The following is a 15,059-nucleotide window of genomic DNA, read 5'->3' as shown; positions in this document are numbered from 1 at the left end:
AAAGGGACCACATGCCTTTTTCCAACGGAGATGAGTTATGGCGAATTTAACTCCCGAATTAGAAGCAGAAAGAAAAAGAATCTGTCAGATCGCGAAAGACGCAGGACTGGATTTTTTTGAAACTATTTTTGAATTGATCACTTATGATCAAATCAACCAATTTGCGGCTTACGGCGGTTTTCCCGTTCGTTATCCGCATTGGAAGTTCGGGATGGAGTACGAGCATCTTTCTAAAAGTTACGAGTACGGTCTTTCGAAAATCTATGAAATGGTGATTAATACCGATCCTTGTTATGCCTACTTGATGGAAGGCAACGCGATGATGGATCAAAAGCTTGTGATGGCTCACGTGTATGGTCACTGCGATTTCTTTAAGAACAATATCTGGTTCTCAAAAACGAATCGTAAAATGATGGACCAGATGGCGAACCACGCGACACGCATTCGTCGCTACATGGATCGTTACGGATATGAAACTGTGGAAAACTTCATTGATGTTTGCCTTAGTTTAGAAAATTTAATCGATCGTTACAGTCCGTATGTGGAAAAGTCTGTGGCTAAGCCGACAGAGTCACGTCCGCAAGAGCCGAATTATCTTTTGCGCGTGGATCGCTCTTACATGCGTGACTACATCAATCCGCCATCTTTTGTCGAAGAACAAAAAAAGAAGGCGGAGGAAGAAGCGCAACACCGCGCTCAACGCTTCCCGCAAGAGCCTGAAAAAGACATTCTTAATTTCTTTATTCACCATGCTCCGTTAACAGACTGGCAGCAAGACGTGCTTTCGATCATCCGCGATGAAGCTTATTACTTCTCTCCGCAGGGAATGACGAAAACCATGAATGAAGGTTGGGCTTCGTATTGGCATTCGCATTTGATGACGACGAAGATCTTAAATGATTCAGAGATCATCGACTTTGCTGATCACCATAGTGGAACGATGGCAATGGCACCGAATGGATACAATCCGTATAAAGTGGGTATTGAACTGTTCCGTGATATCGAAGAAAGATGGAACAAAGGTCAATTCGGTCGCGAATGGGAAGAATGCGATGACGTTCGTGAACGTAAGAATTGGAACAAGGATTTGCGTTTAGGACGTGAAAAAATCTTTGAAGTTCGTAAAGTCTGTAACGACGTTACGTTCATTGACCAATTCCTGACGGAAGACTTCTGCGCTCGTAACAAATTGTTTGTATACAAGTTCAATAAGAAGACCGGTAAGTTTGAGGTCGATACCAAAGACTTCAAGGCTATTAAAGCTCAGTTGCTGTTCCATATGACAAACTTCGGTCAGCCGATCATTCGTATCGAAGATGCGAACTTTGAAAATCGCGGCGAGCTTTTGCTGACACATTTGCATGAGGGCATCGATATGCAGCCGGATTTCATGAGCGAGACCCTTAAAAACGTCTTCAAAATGTGGAAACGCCCGGTAAACCTAGCGACAATCATGGATGAAACCCCGCAGCTTTTTAGATTCGACGGAAAGGAGTATACACAGCATAAGTTGGGTGAAGAGCCCACTCCGAATCCATCGAATTCAGAAAGCTCCGGTTCATGAAAAATACTCGCTTAGTTTTTAGCACTGATCCAAAAGAGAACATCCGTTGTCCTAAATGTAAACAGCTTCAGGCCGAGTGTACCTGCGTGCCTGAGGACTCTGTAACTGACGGGCAGTACACTGTTGTCTTTCGCATTGAAAAAGGCGGCAGAGGCGGAAAAACGGTCACGGTGATGGATGGTTTTCCCAGAAACGAGGAGTTCCTCAAAAACCTAACTAAGGAACTCAAAGCAAAGTGCGGCGTTGGCGGTACTCACATTCTTTCCCCAAAAAGTGGTATAATCGAAATTCAGGGTGACAAACGCGATCAACTTAAGAAAATACTTGAGTCCAAGCGCATTAAATATAAGGGTGTTTAAAACTGGACCCCATGCAGCTTGTCTTTTCAATTTGATCGGGAGATAGTTTTCAAATATGAACATGTTTACTTCCAGCAATCCTTTGCGAGGTGCGGATTTGGCAGCAAAAAAGATTGTTATAGTTGATGACTACGAAGAGAGCTGTAAGCTTTTGGCTGAAATTCTCAGTGCGACGTATGAGTGCACCTACACTTCTGACAGCAACTCTGCGGTAAAACTTATTAATGAAAAAAGACCTGATCTGATTTTGTTAGATTACAAAATGCCTGGTTTGATGGGTGTGGATGTATGTCGCATGGTGCGTGAAAGCGCAACAACGAAAAACACACCGATCATTTTCGTATCTGGCGCGGCGACCATCGATGAAAGAATCAAAGCTTTTGAAACAGGTGCGGATGACTTTATCTCTAAGCCATTCCACGTGAAAGAATTGATTCTGAGAATCAAAGCTCGTTTATCGGAAAAAGAACCTGAAGCGGCTTCTGAATTGACGGCTTCTAATTTGAAAATGAATCTTTTGTCTCGTCAGGTTTTCGTAGATGGTGAAGAGGTTGGTTTAACGCCGAAGCAATTTGATATTCTGAAAATGCTGGTGGCGGCTAAAAACAATCTGGTTACGCGCGAAAAATGTCTGACGGAAATATGGGGAGACACCGAAGTGACTTCTCGTAACGTGGATTCTCAGATCAACTATTTGAAACGTAAGATCAGTAAGTTCAATGGTCGTATTGTGGCGGTGCCTTCACTCGGTTACCGTTTGGAATCACCGGAATAAGTTCTTTAAAAAAATTAAAAGAAAAAGCCGGATGAACTCCGGCTTTTTAATTTCAAACTATCCTGTCTTTTGTTTCTTCTTTGTGAGTTCTCCGCAAAGTAACTTCATGCGATCAAATTCTTTCGTAGAAACAATGGTACGTGGACTGTTTCTTTGCTCGGCGGCCATTTGATTCATCTGCACAACACGTTCGCGACTTGGTGGGTGTGTGCTCATAGCGTCTGCTAAGGAGGAAAGCATTTTATTCTGTTCTCCTTTGGACTGTTCTTCCATCTTAAGAAGCTTTTCATAGAAAAGACCGACTTTGTCTTTATCGTAGCCAGCAGCTACGGAAGTTCTAAAGCCGATACGATCTGCTTCCATTTCATCTTCACGAGAGTTCGCCATAAACGCATACTTCTGCACCAGCAAACCACCACCTGCTCCTGCAGCAAGTCCATAGGCGGTGGCTTTCTGCATACATTGATCATCACCTTGATTGCATAGCAGTTTGCCGATGCCGTAACCCAAAGCTCCACCCAGGATTCCTCCGCCTGCGGCATACATCCAAGATTTACCTTCGGCTTTTTTAGCTGCATCCATGCGTTGAGCCGTGTGACGTGCTTTGACGTGACCTACTTCGTGCCCGATCACTCCGGCAAGTTCTGCTTCGGAATCCGCCATTGCGATGAGGGGAGCCGTCACGAAAATAGTTCCCGCAGGAAGTGCGAAGGCATTCACGTATCCTACATCCACCACCGTGAAGTTGTAGTTGTAGGGATTTCCTTGAAGATTGTTCGCGGTCACGATTTTACGACCCAATTGAGAAATATAAGATTGTAGCTGGGGGTTTTGCACCGGTGGATAGTCTTTACGCATTTGTGGCAAAGCTTCCTTCGTCAGGTTTCTTTCTTGATCATAGGTCAAAGTTGTTTCATCACCACGCAGATTTCCTTCGCGCTGACGGTGTTGTTCGGTCGCGCATGCTGCCATCAAAAGAGGAAGAGAACTTAAAAAAGTTCTTCTTCCCATTGGGGTGCTAATCCATTGATCTAAGACTTCGTCGAGTTTTAATAGAGCTTCTTTTTGATTCATATAAAAACTAAAGCAAACGCCCCTCTGAAGAGCCACATTTTCTTTCGTGAAAACAGGCGAAAGTCCAGGTCAGACCCCTTTGGCGCGAGCGTAAAAATTCCGAAAAAGAAGCATGCGTTTTATGTACGTATTGTTATTCCTTTTTAGTTTCCACTTTTCTTGGGCCCTCACCCCCCAAGAAGCCTGCCAGTTTAAGGAAGCCGTCCAAGCGGCGCCGGATGATTTTTCATCCCGTGATCGCATGATGGCCGAAGAACTATGCAGTGCCGCTGGTCACTACGAAGAACCTCTGCTACCGGATCAAAACGCTTCAAAAAAAGTCGGCACATCAGCGGCGATGACGGATTATTCCGAGTTTTATCAGTCACTTTCAAAGTCCTTAAATAATTTAAATAAACCCGAGATCTGTGACCCGAAGGAAAGCGCTCCGAAAGGTGTCGTTTATCCGACGATGACTTTAGCGAAAACGGCTGCCGGGAATATTCCGGTGTCTGTGTTGACGGAAGATGAAGCGAAAAAAATATTCTCAGAGTTTGCGAAAGATGAAAGATATGCTTTCGGTGCAACTCAGAATGGTTGTTACGCTCGTGCTCATATTTTTGCACAGCAAATGGAAAAAAAAGGCATCCGTGTCGCCAAGATGTTTTTAGAAGGGGAACTTATCATTCCCGAAGACAAGCGCCAATATCCTGAAAACTACATGTGGAATTACCATGTCGCCCCTGTTGTTGCCGTTCAGACAAAAAAGGGGATTGAGTTGCATATTCTAGATCCCGCTCTTTATGACAAGCCCGTTCCTGTCAAACAGTGGACGGATAAACTTCTGACAACGCCAAAAGCGAAGAAAGAAGCTTTGGCCTATATCACCGATCGCTTTAACCTCGGGCCCTTGCGTGGTGAAACTTTGCCATCCGCGAAGAACGAACCGAATCGTCTGAAGTGGCATGCCGCGGACACAGTGCAGGCAGAGCAGGAATTAGATGCCCGACGTGAAGAACAAAGTATGCTGGCTTATGAGCGAGAGCAGTTAAAGCGCGAAAAGGGACTTTAAGATGAAATTCATTCTGATGACGTTATTAATGATCTCTCACATCTCATGGGCGCAGACATCCGCGCCGAAGTCGCAGTCATTTACTGATAAAGTGTATAAGATTGAAAACGTGAACGAGAAAGTGCGCGTGTCCTTTAAGCTTCATCCCAGCGTTTATGAACTGACGGGTAACGAACCGTTTATGGATAATCTTAAACAAAGTTTGAAACTGAAAAAGCCCGTTAAGTTTTCAGTGGAACAACACACGCGCAAAATTATTGACGTGAAAGGGCCTTAATTAGCCCTTTCTGCCGAATCCAAAAAATCTTCTTTTCGGTTTTTGACCTTCTGATTTTTTTCCACCACCGCTAGGTCCGTTGTTTTTGTGCGGAGTTGCCTTAGCAGGTTTTCCACTGTGGCTTCCACCATGAGAGCTTCCACTTTTTGGGGTTTCCGCTCTGTGAGGTTTGTTTCCCCCATGAGAAGCGTCGCTTTTTCCTGACTCGTGCCTGTGTGGTTTATGGCTTTCACCGTGAGCCGCAGGGCTCTTCGCTGAATCTTGTCGGTGCGGCTTGTTGCCACCACCGTGAGTAGAGCTTTTCGGTTTACCACCGCCGCTGCCGCCGCCGAATGAACGCTTCGGTTTCTGGCCAGCGCGATTCTTCGCTTTGTTCTCTAAGCGTTGCCCTTCAAGAATGGCTTTGGCTTTACCCGCACTCATCACTTGAGCTTTTTCAATGGCTTCTGAGTGATAAGGTTGGTTCTTCACAACCGGAACCGGCTGACGAGTGACCTTTTCAATCGCAAACATGAAAGACTTCTCTTCTGCCGTACAGAAAGAGATCGCGGCTCCAGATGCTCCGGCGCGCGCTGTTCTTCCAATACGGTGAACATAGCTTTCAGGAATATGTGGCACTTCAAGATTGATAACGTGAGTGATGCCTTCAATGTCGATACCACGAGCGGCAATATCCGTAGCAACAAGGACGCGAACGTCTCCGTTGCGGAAATCTTCTAAAGCTCTTTGGCGCGCATTCTGAGATTTATCGCCATGAATTCCAGCAGCCGTGATGTTCGCTTTAACGAGTTTATCTACGACACGATTTGCCCCGTGTTTCATTTGCACGAAAACCAGAACTTTATAAAGATCGTTGTCGTTAAGAAGATGGATCAATAGATCCAATTTGTCTTTCTTCTCAACGTACATGACTTTTTGATCGACTTTTTCTGCTGTCGAAGACGTGGGTGTCACTTCTACTTTTTCTGGATTTACTAAAATGCTGTGAGCAAGTTTAGAAATCTCTGGCGGCATTGTTGCGGAGAAGAACAAGTTATGACGTTTTTTAGGAAGCAAAGGCAGAATGCGTTTAATATCCTGCATGAATCCCATATCCAGCATACGGTCGGCTTCATCTAAGACAAAGATTTCCACTTTATCCAAACGCAAAAACTTTTGAGAGAATAAATCCAACAAGCGACCCGGAGTCGCGACAAGAATATCCACGCCGGCTTGCAAAGCTCGAACTTGAGGATTTTGTCCCACGCCACCATAGATCACCGCGTGCTTAAGCTTTAAATGCTTGCTGTATGCTTCGATGTTTTCGTGAATCTGAATCGCCAGCTCACGAGTTGGAGTTAAAATCAAAGCGCGTGGGCACTTTGCTTCCGGACGCGAATGATGTTTTGCTAAATTCTGCAAAATCGGCAAACTGAACGCCGCTGTTTTTCCAGTTCCTGTTTGAGCGATACCTAAAAGGTCTTTCCCTTGCAAAAGAATAGGGATGGCTGCCAACTGAATTGGTGTTGGATTTTCATATCCTGCTTCTTTTAACGCAAATTGAAGAGGGGCAACTAAGGGAAGATCGGTAAATTTTGTCGTTGTCATGAAAGGCCGTTGTAACAGCCTTAAGGCCTTCAGCGCAAGGCGGATTTCTTTTGGGCGGTTTTCAGCAATTTTTGCACGGCCCAGAGGATGTCTTTGTTATATGAAAAGACCTGCGCAGCCTCTTTCGTGCTCATCCATGCAACACCTTTGTGATAATCGGCATCCTGGACGTTGTGAGGCGGAGTCCATTCTTGATCGAGTACAGCGAGGTAAAACACGGTTCGGCACGCATGAATCTTCCCATTCCACGGAAAATCATACTTTCTTTCAAAAGCCGTTTCTTCTAGCACGCGGACTTTATAGCCGGTCTCTTCAAGGCATTCACGAGCGGCCGCTTCAGGAATGCTTTCTCCCGGTTCAATCGCGCCGCCAGGTAAAAAGAAATAGGGGGCTTTTGACGTCGGATCAATCGCGTGAAATCCAAGAATTTGATTTTTGTGAACCACCACAACGGAAGTGCGTTCGCGATAGACCTTTTCAGATTTTTCAGTCTTTTTTTCTTCACGGCGATCTTGAAAAAAACCCTGAAGAAGAGCAGCACAATCTTCGGCAAGAACTCCGCTTGTAACTTCTACTTGATGATTTAAGCGGGGATCGTTCAGCACGTGATAAAGACTTTGAACCGCGCCGCCCTTGGGATCAGAAGCCCCATAAACAACGCGTTTTAATCGGGCCTGTTGAATTGCTCCCGCGCACATCACACAAGGTTCCAGGGTGACATACAAAGTGCAGTCACTCAGTCGCCAGCTTTGTTTTTTCTGAGAAGCTTTATGAAGGGCGAAGAGTTCAGCGTGGCCCAAAGGAGTTTGTTGTCGTTCACGAGTATTGATGGCCCAAGAAATCAGGCCCTCAGGTCCAACAAGAAGAGCGGCAATAGGAACTTCTCCTTTGTCCGCTGCTTTACGCGCAAGATTTAAAGCCTTGCGCATCCAATATGAGTCTTCTTGGAGGAGAGAGGACACTATTTTTCCTCTGCCACTCTTTCACGAAGTTTAACGTGATCTTTCACACTCGCTTTACGCATGCGAATGTTCAACATCTCAACACCGACAGAGAAAGCCATCGCGAAGTAGACATATCCTTTGGGAATATGAACTTCTAAAGCTTCAACGATCAAAGTAAAACCGATCATCAGAAGGAAGCTCAACGCCAAAATTTTCAATGAAGGATGAGAATCCACGAAATCACTGATGCTTTTCGCAGAGAAAATCATCACCGCTGTCGAAGCTAGAACCGCCGCGATCATCACAGACAATTCCTTCACCATACCCACGGCCGTGATCACAGAATCCAAAGAGAATACGATATCCAAAAGAAGAATCTGAACGATCACCGCGCCGAAAGAGTGCGCGACATTCTTAGACTGACTTCCATCAACGCCCTCAAGCTTGTGATGAATTTCGGCCGTACTTTTAACGATAAGAAATAGACCACCGAGAAGAAGGATCAAGTCACGACCTGAAATCTCTTGGCCCAAGGCAGAGAAAATAGGCTCGGTAAGACCGATGATCCAAGACAAAGAAAACAAAAGCAAAATACGAGTCAAAACCGCAAGCCCCAAGCCCGTCATGCGCGCTTTTTGCTGTTGGTCTTTAGGAAGTTTGCCGGCAAGAATCGAAATAAAGATAACGTTGTCGATTCCTAGTACTAATTCCAAAGCGAACAAAGTACCGAAGGCAATCCAGATTTGAGGGTTCGAAAGCATTTCCATCATAGTGGTAAAACTCCTTTATGAGCTAAAGGAGTTTATAAACTACTTTGTGGCTTTTGGGTATTTAAGATCTCGCTGATAGAACGCTTCAAGCCAAGATTTTTTAGAAAACAAAACGTCCCACTTCTTTTCTAAAGAGTAAGCCATGTTCGGTGTTTGAATCCGGTAGTTCCATTCACCTTGGAGGCTAAGCACATGAAACGCAAAGCTCTCTGCAAAGTCCTCATAAGGAGAAACAGCGGCATAGGTAGAAACGAAGTTTGTCTGACCAAGCTGTTGGTAGAACCCTTCCATATCCAAAACTGTCAGGCGTTCATTACACCCATAAAAACAAAGTTTATCCCAAAGTGAAAAACGTTGTGCATCCTGTGGATACATCGGGTTTTTCCAACTTAAAGAACTAAAAGAATTTGCAGCCGGCACCATTTTTCCAAACTCTGTCGGATCCCATTTACTCAAGTCGCAAGTTTCATTCGGAGGGCAGACAAATTCATTCGCAGAATTTGCAAAATCCAAAATATGGCCGATTTCGTGAATGAAAATATATTGAAGCGCGGACAAGGTATTAGGCAGAATGACTTCGACTCGCGGTCCGTCTGGTAAGTGCACAAACGGAGGCGCCACGATACCGAAAGCTTTTTGTTCTTTCCAGCCAAAGACCGAAGTGGCGTCGTAAGCTCTTTCTAAAAGTGTGCGACGAACGCCGATAAAAGAACCTTCGACTTCGCCTTTTTCGTTCGCGCGAATAATGCCCGCATAGGCTAAAGATTCCACATCGCTTTCAACGAAAATAGCATCAAGTCCGCAAAAAGCCTTTTGCAGCTTTTCGGGCAAAATATCGTAGATCTTTTCAATGGGGGGTGCGAAGTTTTCGGACCCGCTGAGGCATTTTCGAGGACCATTTGGTGAAGATGAGTTATCCACCAAACAGATCACTTGTTTGATGCGGTCTCGGCAGCTGACTGAATTCAAGGGAGTGAATCTTTGACCAGGGGTGCGTTCAATCTGGAATTCCGAAGGCTTTAGGATGTAAAAGTCCTCCCACGCATAGGCCGCTGGAGTTAAGGATAAGCCCAGTAATATCAGACAGATAAGATTTCTCATAAACACCCCTCGATGAATTTTTCCCGTGCTTTCCTTGGCTGCGCAATAAAAAAGCACATGGGAAATAATAATTCATCGCGTTAAGACCCCGAGACTTGCGCCTTTTATGCTGCTTTGTTATACACTCATCTCTCATTTTCCACATCGAAGGGCAGGTGATTGTCGTGGCAATGGTTAAGATCAAAGACGGTGAGTCTTTTGAATCTGCTTTCAGAAAATTCAAAAAATCTTGCGAAAAAGCAGGAATTCTTTCTGAAGTTAAAAAACGTGAACACTTTGAAAAGCCCTCAGTAAGACTTAAAAAGAAGTCTCTTGCAGCTCGTAAACGCGCTGTAAAAAAATCGAGAAAAGGCTGGAACGACTAGTCCTTCTTTTGCGAAGATAGTTTTTCAAGAGGCGGCCCAAAAGGTCGCCTCTGTTCTTACAGACAGACTGTTGAATAAGACCCATCCGACTTCATTGAACTTCTTGCGGCTGCGCCTTTTTGAACAGTCTTACTCTCGGAGGTATCGATGGAAATCAAAGATCAAATCACTGCGGATATCAAAGCCGCGATGCTCGCGAAAGACAGTGCTAAGTTGGGAGCTCTTCGTATGCTCCAAGCCGCGATCAAAAACCGTGAAATCGACATGCGCCCGAACCCAATCACAGGTGATGAAGTTCTTGGCGTGGTTAAAAAACTTGTTAAGCAAAGAAAAGAATCTATCGAGCAGTTTCAACAAGCCGGTCGTCAAGACCTTGTAGATCAAGAATCTGCAGAGTTGAAAGTTCTTGAAGTTTATTTGCCTGCACAAATGAGCCGTGAACAAATCGAAGCTCTAGTGACTGAAGTGATCGCAGCTACGGGCGCGAAAACGGTGAAAGACATGGGACCTGTGATGAAAGAAGTCATCGCTCGTTCTGGTGGTGCGGCTGATAACAAAGTAGTAAGCGAAGTAATCAAATCTAAACTTGCGTAAGAAGGTTCATGAGATTTTCTCAAGACTTTATCGAGAGAGTTTCCGAGGCCAATAACCTCGTCGATATCATCTCTCAATACACTCAGTTAAAACCAAGTGGTAGCGGCCTTATGGGCCGCTGTCCATTTCCTGATCACGTCGAAAAAACGGCGTCGTTCTCTGTTTCTGAGACAAAACAAGTCTATCACTGCTTTGGCTGTCACAAGAGTGGAAACATGTTTTCATTCTTACGTGACTACCAGGGCATGAGCTTTCCGGAAGCGGTCGAGTATCTTGCCAATCGCGCTAGCATTCCGATGCCAGCTCCTGAAAAGAACGAAGCGGCTCAAGACCAAGTCGCTGAAAAAAAGAAGTTGTTGTTAAAAGTAAATAAGCTCGCAGCTCATTACTTTTCAGAGCAACTTCACCGTGTTCCTAACGATCATCCGGTGAAAAAATATATCGCCAGCCGTGGCCTTTCTAAAGAAGTCATCGAGACTTTCGGGATTGGCTACGCGGTTGCGGAATGGGATGGGCTAGAAAAGCATTTAGCTTCTCACAACATCTCGATGGCCTTGGCCGAAGAAGCGCGTCTAGTAAAGGCTCGCACGAATAAATCTGGCTACTTTGATATCTTCCGTGATCGTTTGATGTTCCCGATTTTCTCGGCGATGGGAGAGCCCATTGCTTTCGGTGGACGTTATTTAGAGAAAAAAGAAAATGAACCGAAATATCTGAATTCTCCAGAAACGCCGGTCTTTATTAAGGGAAAGGTGCTTTACGGACTTTCTCAGACCGCTCGTTATATTCGCAGTGATGACATGGCCCTTATTGTAGAGGGATACATGGATCTAGTTTCCTTGTATCAAGCGGGTATTCGTAACGTGGTTGCCACAATGGGAACGGCTTTGACGCCAGACCATGGGAAAATGCTTAAACGCATGACCAAAAACGTGGTGGCGATGTTTGACGGGGACTCTGCGGGGATGGAAGCTGCCGAGCGCAGTCTTCCGATTTTATTGGCTGCCGATTTGTATCCCAAGGGCCTGACGCTTCCGAACAGCATGGACCCTGACGACTACGTGAAAAAGTACGGCGCTGAAGCCCTGAAGGCCGAGCTGGATAAGGCTCCCGACCTTTTTGTGATGATTTTAGCGCGTTGGATGGAAGGCTATCGTGGCGACGCTTCGGAAAAAGTGAAGCTAGCAGATAAGCTAAAGCCTTTGTTTGAGGTGATTCCTGATCTTCGTTTAAGGGATCTGTATTTGGCTGAGGCCGCTCAAAAAATGAGCGTAACTCTGCCCTGGTTGCGTCAAGCTGTCGGAATACAGGGAAGTGGCCCTGTTTATTCGCAAAATCGCCCGGCTATGACTAGGACGGTGCAGCCAGGCCCACAGACTAACCCTCAAGGCCCGGCACCGGTGTCCCAATCAGTAGAGGGTGGCAAAATCTCCCTTAAAGGAGGCTCAAAAGCCGAGCTTCTGCTATTAGGATTGGTACTCAAAAGTCGTGCCAATTTTGATCAATTTGTGAATGAAAAATTGCTTGAGAGCGTCGCTCACGACGGAGTGAAAAAGATCCTAGAAAAGGCGACGGATGTGTATAGACAAGATCTTAATAAGTTTGATAAGTTGACCAGTCTGCTTGTCTCTTACGTCGATCAGCCTGAATATTTATTTCAAGCCGGTCCACAAGCTGAAACCGAGCCAGGGTTCGACGAAGAGGCAGAGATGAAGCTCTTGCGTGATTGCTTTAAACGCGTGCGTGAAAATTTCTTAAGAGAGCAAGCAAAGCAATTGGCGCGAGATCTTAAAAACGAACCTAGTTCGGAAAAGTTGGAACAGATTATGAATATTCAGAGAAACCGAATCTCTCTGAATAAAGGGTAAAAGGCGGGGTATTGATGAAACCGAACCTACCAAACAAACAAGAGAAAGAGCCCGTAAAGGTTCTTTCCCTGCAAGAACAAGAAACGTTGATTAAAGAAGAAATTCAACGATTTCTGAAGCTTGCAAAGGAAAAAGGTGCGTTGACTATTGAAGAGATCAACGACCTTCTTCCGCCTGAAATTATCGCTCCTTCGGTGCTCGATGCATTCATGCACGCGCTTGAGGGTGGTGGTGTAGTAATTTCAGACTTGTCTGAAACTTCGAAAGAAGAAGAGGGCGAAGGAGCATTCCTTGAAAGCCCGGATTCTGAAGACGAAGAAATAGATGATGAAGAAAAAGCCGAAAGCGAAGACGTAAAGGGTAACGACCCCGTTCGTCTTTATTTGCGTAAAATGGGTAGCGTCTCTCTTTTAACTCGTGAGGGTGAAGTTGAGATTGCCCGTCGTATTGAAAAAGGGGAGCGTGAAATCGTTCGTGCGATCCTTTTGTCACCTCTAGGTACATACGAGATCATTCAACTTGGTAAACGTCTTGATGAAGGCCGTATCAAAGTTAAATCGATCTTCCGTGGTCTTGAGGACGAAGACACTCAGTACGATGAAAAAGAGTACATCGATAAGATTCATGAACTTATCGGTAAAGTGACTGAGTACCAAAAAGGTGCTGAGAAGCTTTTCATGGTTCTTCGTAAAGAAGAAACCAATACTCCAGCTCGTCAAGCCGCTATGAAAGAACTTGTTGTGATGAACGATAAGTTGATGGCGAACTTCGAGTCTGTGAACTTCAACCGTAAAACTATCAATCGTGTTGTGATCAAGTTCAAAAACTTAGTGAACCGTATCGGAACTCTTCGTCGTCGTATCAAAGACGGTGTTGAGCGTACGTTCTCTAAAGACGTTGCAGCTATGGCTGAGCGTATGAAGTTGATCGATGCGAACGAAAAAGAATTAACAAGAATGACTCGCGACACGGGTTTGAACTATCAAAAGTTCAAGTCTTACGTGTTACAGGCTCAAGAAGCTGAAAAACGTATCAAGCGTTTGGACTCTGAGACTGAGATGAACCACAACTGGGTTAAGGAAACTTACACAGCGATCTGGAAAGGTGAGCGTGAGGCCGATGCAGCGAAATCTGAATTGGTTGAAGCAAACTTGCGTCTTGTGGTTTCTATCGCGAAGAAGTACACGAACCGCGGTCTTCAATTCTTGGATTTGATCCAAGAAGGTAACATCGGCTTGATGAAAGCCGTTGATAAGTTCGAATACCGTCGTGGTTATAAGTTCTCGACTTATGCGACATGGTGGATCCGTCAAGCGATCACTCGCGCGATTGCCGACCAAGCTCGTACAATCCGTATCCCTGTGCACATGATCGAGACCATCAACAAGCTTGTACGTACATCTCGTTATCTTATTCAGGAACTAGGCCGTGAGCCGACCCCTGAAGAGATCGCAGATAAGATGGACATGCCGGTTGATAAAGTTCGCAAAGTTTTGAAAATCGCGAAAGAACCAATCTCTTTGGAAACTCCAGTGGGTGAAGAAGAAGATTCGCACTTGGGTGACTTTATCGAAGACAAAAAGGTTATCAATCCTGCAGAAGCGATTGTGAACCTGAACTTGGCTGAGCAAACTCGCCGTGTTCTTTCGACTTTGACTCCAAGAGAAGAAAAAGTTCTTCGTATGCGTTTCGGTATCGGTGAAGAATCCGACCACACTCTTGAAGAGGTAGGTCAAGACTTCAACGTAACCCGTGAACGTATCCGTCAGATCGAGGCGAAAGCTCTTCGTAAGCTTCGTCATCCTTCACGCTCGAACAAGCTTAAGGCTTTCGTTGATAGCTAGAGCGCGTTCTCAAAACTGATTTAAACTCTTTAAAGGGGACTTTTTTCGGAAAGTCCCCTTTTTTTTAGAATCTTTTTCATCTTTAATAATCCTGACAAATCGTTCGGAAATTTTCTTGTATGATCCCTCCAATTTTAAAACTGGAGGTTAAAATGAAATCAGTTCTTTTCGTGGCTGCTTTGCTTTTGTCTCACTCCGCTTTCGCTATCGATTCCGCTGACAAAGTCATTAAGTCCGTTGAATGTTCCGCTGAAAAAACGCCTGATTTGGTTCAATACACAGGCAACGACACGGTGGCGACCGTGTATCTAAAAGCAGAACGTGCGACCCCTGACGAGCCATTACGTATCAATTATAGCGAAGAGTTTTGGGCAACGACGGGCAATGGTCCTCAGCATCGCGTGATCACGGTTCGTGACGTCGCTTGTACGACACTTTGGTATCGCTCTCGTGCTTCATCCTTTGTCGGACGTGCCCACTATGAATTGACCTGCTATGAAGGCGGCTCTCTTGTGCGCTTGGATTTAGATTCTAAGGCCAAGAACGGAGTTTACTTGGGTGTTGCCGGTCTGACAGGTCGTTTTGCTTTGGCTTGTTCGTACACGAAGTTTTAATTTATCGCTGATTTAACTCTACACAGCGTCAAAAGGGTTCCCATCGGGACCCTTTTTTATTTTTAAACGTTCGCTGCCATCATGTGCGGTTGATAGTGTTCGTTAGGTTTGATACGGTAAAGTCATCTCAGACTTCCGGGGGGCTAGCTTAGTTGGTTAAAGCACGGTGCTCATAACACTGGGATCGGGGGTTCAAGTCCCTCGCCCCCTACCATTTATCCTTTTCTTTTTATTGCCGATGGTTTTGGGTTTTTTTATTGGTTGCTTGGTGG

The 15,059-nt window shown here is 45.2% G+C and carries 15 protein-coding genes and 1 tRNA gene; 11 read left to right on the top strand and 5 right to left on the bottom strand.

Translation table 11 applies throughout. The annotated features are described in order from the left end of the window. Window positions 1–37 precede the first annotated feature (37 nt). Genes AZI85_RS15570 through AZI85_RS15560 form a run of 3 tightly spaced genes read left to right on the top strand, consistent with a single transcriptional unit; the run spans window position 38 to window position 2,698 of the window. A complete protein-coding gene (locus tag AZI85_RS15570) occupies window positions 38–1,564 on the top strand; it encodes a SpoVR family protein (RefSeq protein ID WP_063244924.1) in 1,527 nt (508 codons plus the stop codon). Next, window positions 1,561–1,923 (top strand): translation initiation factor, encoded by a 363-nt coding sequence (locus AZI85_RS15565; RefSeq protein WP_063244923.1) that lies wholly within the window; start codon window positions 1,561–1,563, stop codon window positions 1,921–1,923. The genes AZI85_RS15570 and AZI85_RS15565 overlap by 4 nt, the downstream gene beginning before the upstream one ends. A gap of 55 nt (window positions 1,924–1,978) precedes the next feature. Next, window positions 1,979–2,698 carry a response regulator transcription factor gene (locus tag AZI85_RS15560; protein WP_063244922.1) on the top strand — a complete coding sequence of 240 codons (720 nt, stop codon included), beginning with the start codon at window positions 1,979–1,981 and terminating at the stop codon, window positions 2,696–2,698. A 57-nt stretch (window positions 2,699–2,755) separates the two neighbouring features. On the opposite strand, the gene AZI85_RS15555 is transcribed toward AZI85_RS15560, so the two are convergent. Beyond that, complete coding sequence (locus tag AZI85_RS15555) at window positions 2,756–3,772, bottom strand: M48 family metalloprotease (protein ID WP_063244921.1); 1,017 nt, start codon at window positions 3,770–3,772, stop codon at window positions 2,756–2,758. 112 nt (window positions 3,773–3,884) lie between these two features. Between AZI85_RS15555 and AZI85_RS15550 the strand changes: the two genes are divergently transcribed. Next, window positions 3,885–4,823 (top strand): protein-glutamine glutaminase family protein, encoded by a 939-nt coding sequence (locus tag AZI85_RS15550; RefSeq protein ID WP_063244920.1) that lies wholly within the window; start codon window positions 3,885–3,887, stop codon window positions 4,821–4,823. Window position 4,824: 1 nt separating this feature from the next. Then, complete coding sequence (locus AZI85_RS15545; protein WP_063244919.1) at window positions 4,825–5,100, top strand: hypothetical protein; 276 nt, start codon at window positions 4,825–4,827, stop codon at window positions 5,098–5,100. On the opposite strand, the gene AZI85_RS15540 is transcribed toward AZI85_RS15545, so the two are convergent. Genes AZI85_RS15540 through AZI85_RS15525 form a run of 4 tightly spaced genes read right to left on the bottom strand, consistent with a single transcriptional unit; the run spans window position 5,101 to window position 9,502 of the window. Next, window positions 5,101–6,687, bottom strand: coding sequence for a DEAD/DEAH box helicase (locus tag AZI85_RS15540; RefSeq protein WP_063244918.1), 1,587 nt, complete (start codon window positions 6,685–6,687; stop codon window positions 5,101–5,103). It abuts the gene before it with no gap. Window positions 6,688–6,716: 29 nt separating this feature from the next. Further along, entirely contained in the window at window positions 6,717–7,649 is a 933-nt protein-coding gene (gene tadA / locus AZI85_RS17980) for a tRNA adenosine(34) deaminase TadA (RefSeq protein ID WP_301335695.1), read from the bottom strand. After that, entirely contained in the window at window positions 7,649–8,398 is a 750-nt protein-coding gene (locus AZI85_RS15530) for a TerC family protein (protein ID WP_063245072.1), read from the bottom strand. The genes tadA and AZI85_RS15530 overlap by 1 nt, the downstream gene beginning before the upstream one ends. A 42-nt stretch (window positions 8,399–8,440) precedes the next feature. Next, window positions 8,441–9,502, bottom strand: coding sequence for a hypothetical protein (locus tag AZI85_RS15525; RefSeq protein WP_063244916.1), 1,062 nt, complete (start codon window positions 9,500–9,502; stop codon window positions 8,441–8,443). A gap of 170 nt (window positions 9,503–9,672) precedes the next feature. Between AZI85_RS15525 and rpsU the strand changes: the two genes are divergently transcribed. The 6 genes from rpsU to AZI85_RS15495 all read left to right on the top strand — a co-directional run bounded on the left by rpsU (window position 9,673) and on the right by AZI85_RS15495 (window position 15,001). Continuing rightward, window positions 9,673–9,867 carry a 30S ribosomal protein S21 gene (gene rpsU, locus AZI85_RS15520; protein ID WP_041872727.1) on the top strand — a complete coding sequence of 65 codons (195 nt, stop codon included), beginning with the start codon at window positions 9,673–9,675 and terminating at the stop codon, window positions 9,865–9,867. A 147-nt stretch (window positions 9,868–10,014) separates the two neighbouring features. Continuing rightward, window positions 10,015–10,461 (top strand): GatB/YqeY domain-containing protein, encoded by a 447-nt coding sequence (locus AZI85_RS15515; protein ID WP_063206053.1) that lies wholly within the window; start codon window positions 10,015–10,017, stop codon window positions 10,459–10,461. A gap of 8 nt (window positions 10,462–10,469) precedes the next feature. Then, a complete protein-coding gene (gene dnaG / locus AZI85_RS15510; RefSeq protein ID WP_063244915.1) occupies window positions 10,470–12,329 on the top strand; it encodes a DNA primase in 1,860 nt (619 codons plus the stop codon). Window positions 12,330–12,343: 14 nt separating this feature from the next. Next, on the top strand, window positions 12,344–14,173 hold the full coding sequence (gene rpoD / locus AZI85_RS15505; RefSeq protein WP_063206055.1) for an RNA polymerase sigma factor RpoD: 1,830 nt from the start codon (window positions 12,344–12,346) through the stop codon (window positions 14,171–14,173). Window positions 14,174–14,325: 152 nt separating this feature from the next. Next, window positions 14,326–14,787, top strand: a complete 462-nt coding sequence (locus tag AZI85_RS15500) for a hypothetical protein (RefSeq protein ID WP_063244914.1) — start codon at window positions 14,326–14,328, stop codon at window positions 14,785–14,787. Between the two features lie 137 nt (window positions 14,788–14,924). Then, a tRNA-Met gene (locus AZI85_RS15495) sits at window positions 14,925–15,001 on the top strand. The last annotated feature ends 58 nt before the right edge of the window (window positions 15,002–15,059 follow it).

This window comes from Bdellovibrio bacteriovorus (assembly GCF_001592755.1).
Lineage (GTDB): Bacteria > Bdellovibrionota > Bdellovibrionia > Bdellovibrionales > Bdellovibrionaceae > Bdellovibrio > Bdellovibrio bacteriovorus_E.
Note: the sequence above shows the minus strand (reverse complement) of the source record. Positions and strands in the feature narration are given on the sequence as shown.

What these genes read in the sequence shown, in the direction of transcription:
- AZI85_RS15570 (WP_063244924.1), top strand. Translation starts at nt 38, where the DNA reads ATGGCGAATTTAACTCCCGAATTAGAAGCAGAAAGAAAAAGAATCTGT.
- AZI85_RS15565 (WP_063244923.1), top strand. Translation starts at nt 1,561, where the DNA reads ATGAAAAATACTCGCTTAGTTTTTAGCACTGATCCAAAAGAGAACATC.
- AZI85_RS15560 (WP_063244922.1), top strand. Translation starts at nt 1,979, where the DNA reads ATGAACATGTTTACTTCCAGCAATCCTTTGCGAGGTGCGGATTTGGCA.
- AZI85_RS15555 (WP_063244921.1), bottom strand. Translation starts at nt 3,772, where the DNA reads ATGAATCAAAAAGAAGCTCTATTAAAACTCGACGAAGTCTTAGATCAA.
- AZI85_RS15550 (WP_063244920.1), top strand. Translation starts at nt 3,885, where the DNA reads ATGCGTTTTATGTACGTATTGTTATTCCTTTTTAGTTTCCACTTTTCT.
- AZI85_RS15545 (WP_063244919.1), top strand. Translation starts at nt 4,825, where the DNA reads ATGAAATTCATTCTGATGACGTTATTAATGATCTCTCACATCTCATGG.
- AZI85_RS15540 (WP_063244918.1), bottom strand. Translation starts at nt 6,687, where the DNA reads ATGACAACGACAAAATTTACCGATCTTCCCTTAGTTGCCCCTCTTCAA.
- AZI85_RS15530 (WP_063245072.1), bottom strand. Translation starts at nt 8,398, where the DNA reads ATGGAAATGCTTTCGAACCCTCAAATCTGGATTGCCTTCGGTACTTTG.
- AZI85_RS15525 (WP_063244916.1), bottom strand. Translation starts at nt 9,502, where the DNA reads ATGAGAAATCTTATCTGTCTGATATTACTGGGCTTATCCTTAACTCCA.
- rpsU (WP_041872727.1), top strand. Translation starts at nt 9,673, where the DNA reads ATGGTTAAGATCAAAGACGGTGAGTCTTTTGAATCTGCTTTCAGAAAA.
- AZI85_RS15515 (WP_063206053.1), top strand. Translation starts at nt 10,015, where the DNA reads ATGGAAATCAAAGATCAAATCACTGCGGATATCAAAGCCGCGATGCTC.
- dnaG (WP_063244915.1), top strand. Translation starts at nt 10,470, where the DNA reads ATGAGATTTTCTCAAGACTTTATCGAGAGAGTTTCCGAGGCCAATAAC.
- rpoD (WP_063206055.1), top strand. Translation starts at nt 12,344, where the DNA reads ATGAAACCGAACCTACCAAACAAACAAGAGAAAGAGCCCGTAAAGGTT.
- AZI85_RS15500 (WP_063244914.1), top strand. Translation starts at nt 14,326, where the DNA reads ATGAAATCAGTTCTTTTCGTGGCTGCTTTGCTTTTGTCTCACTCCGCT.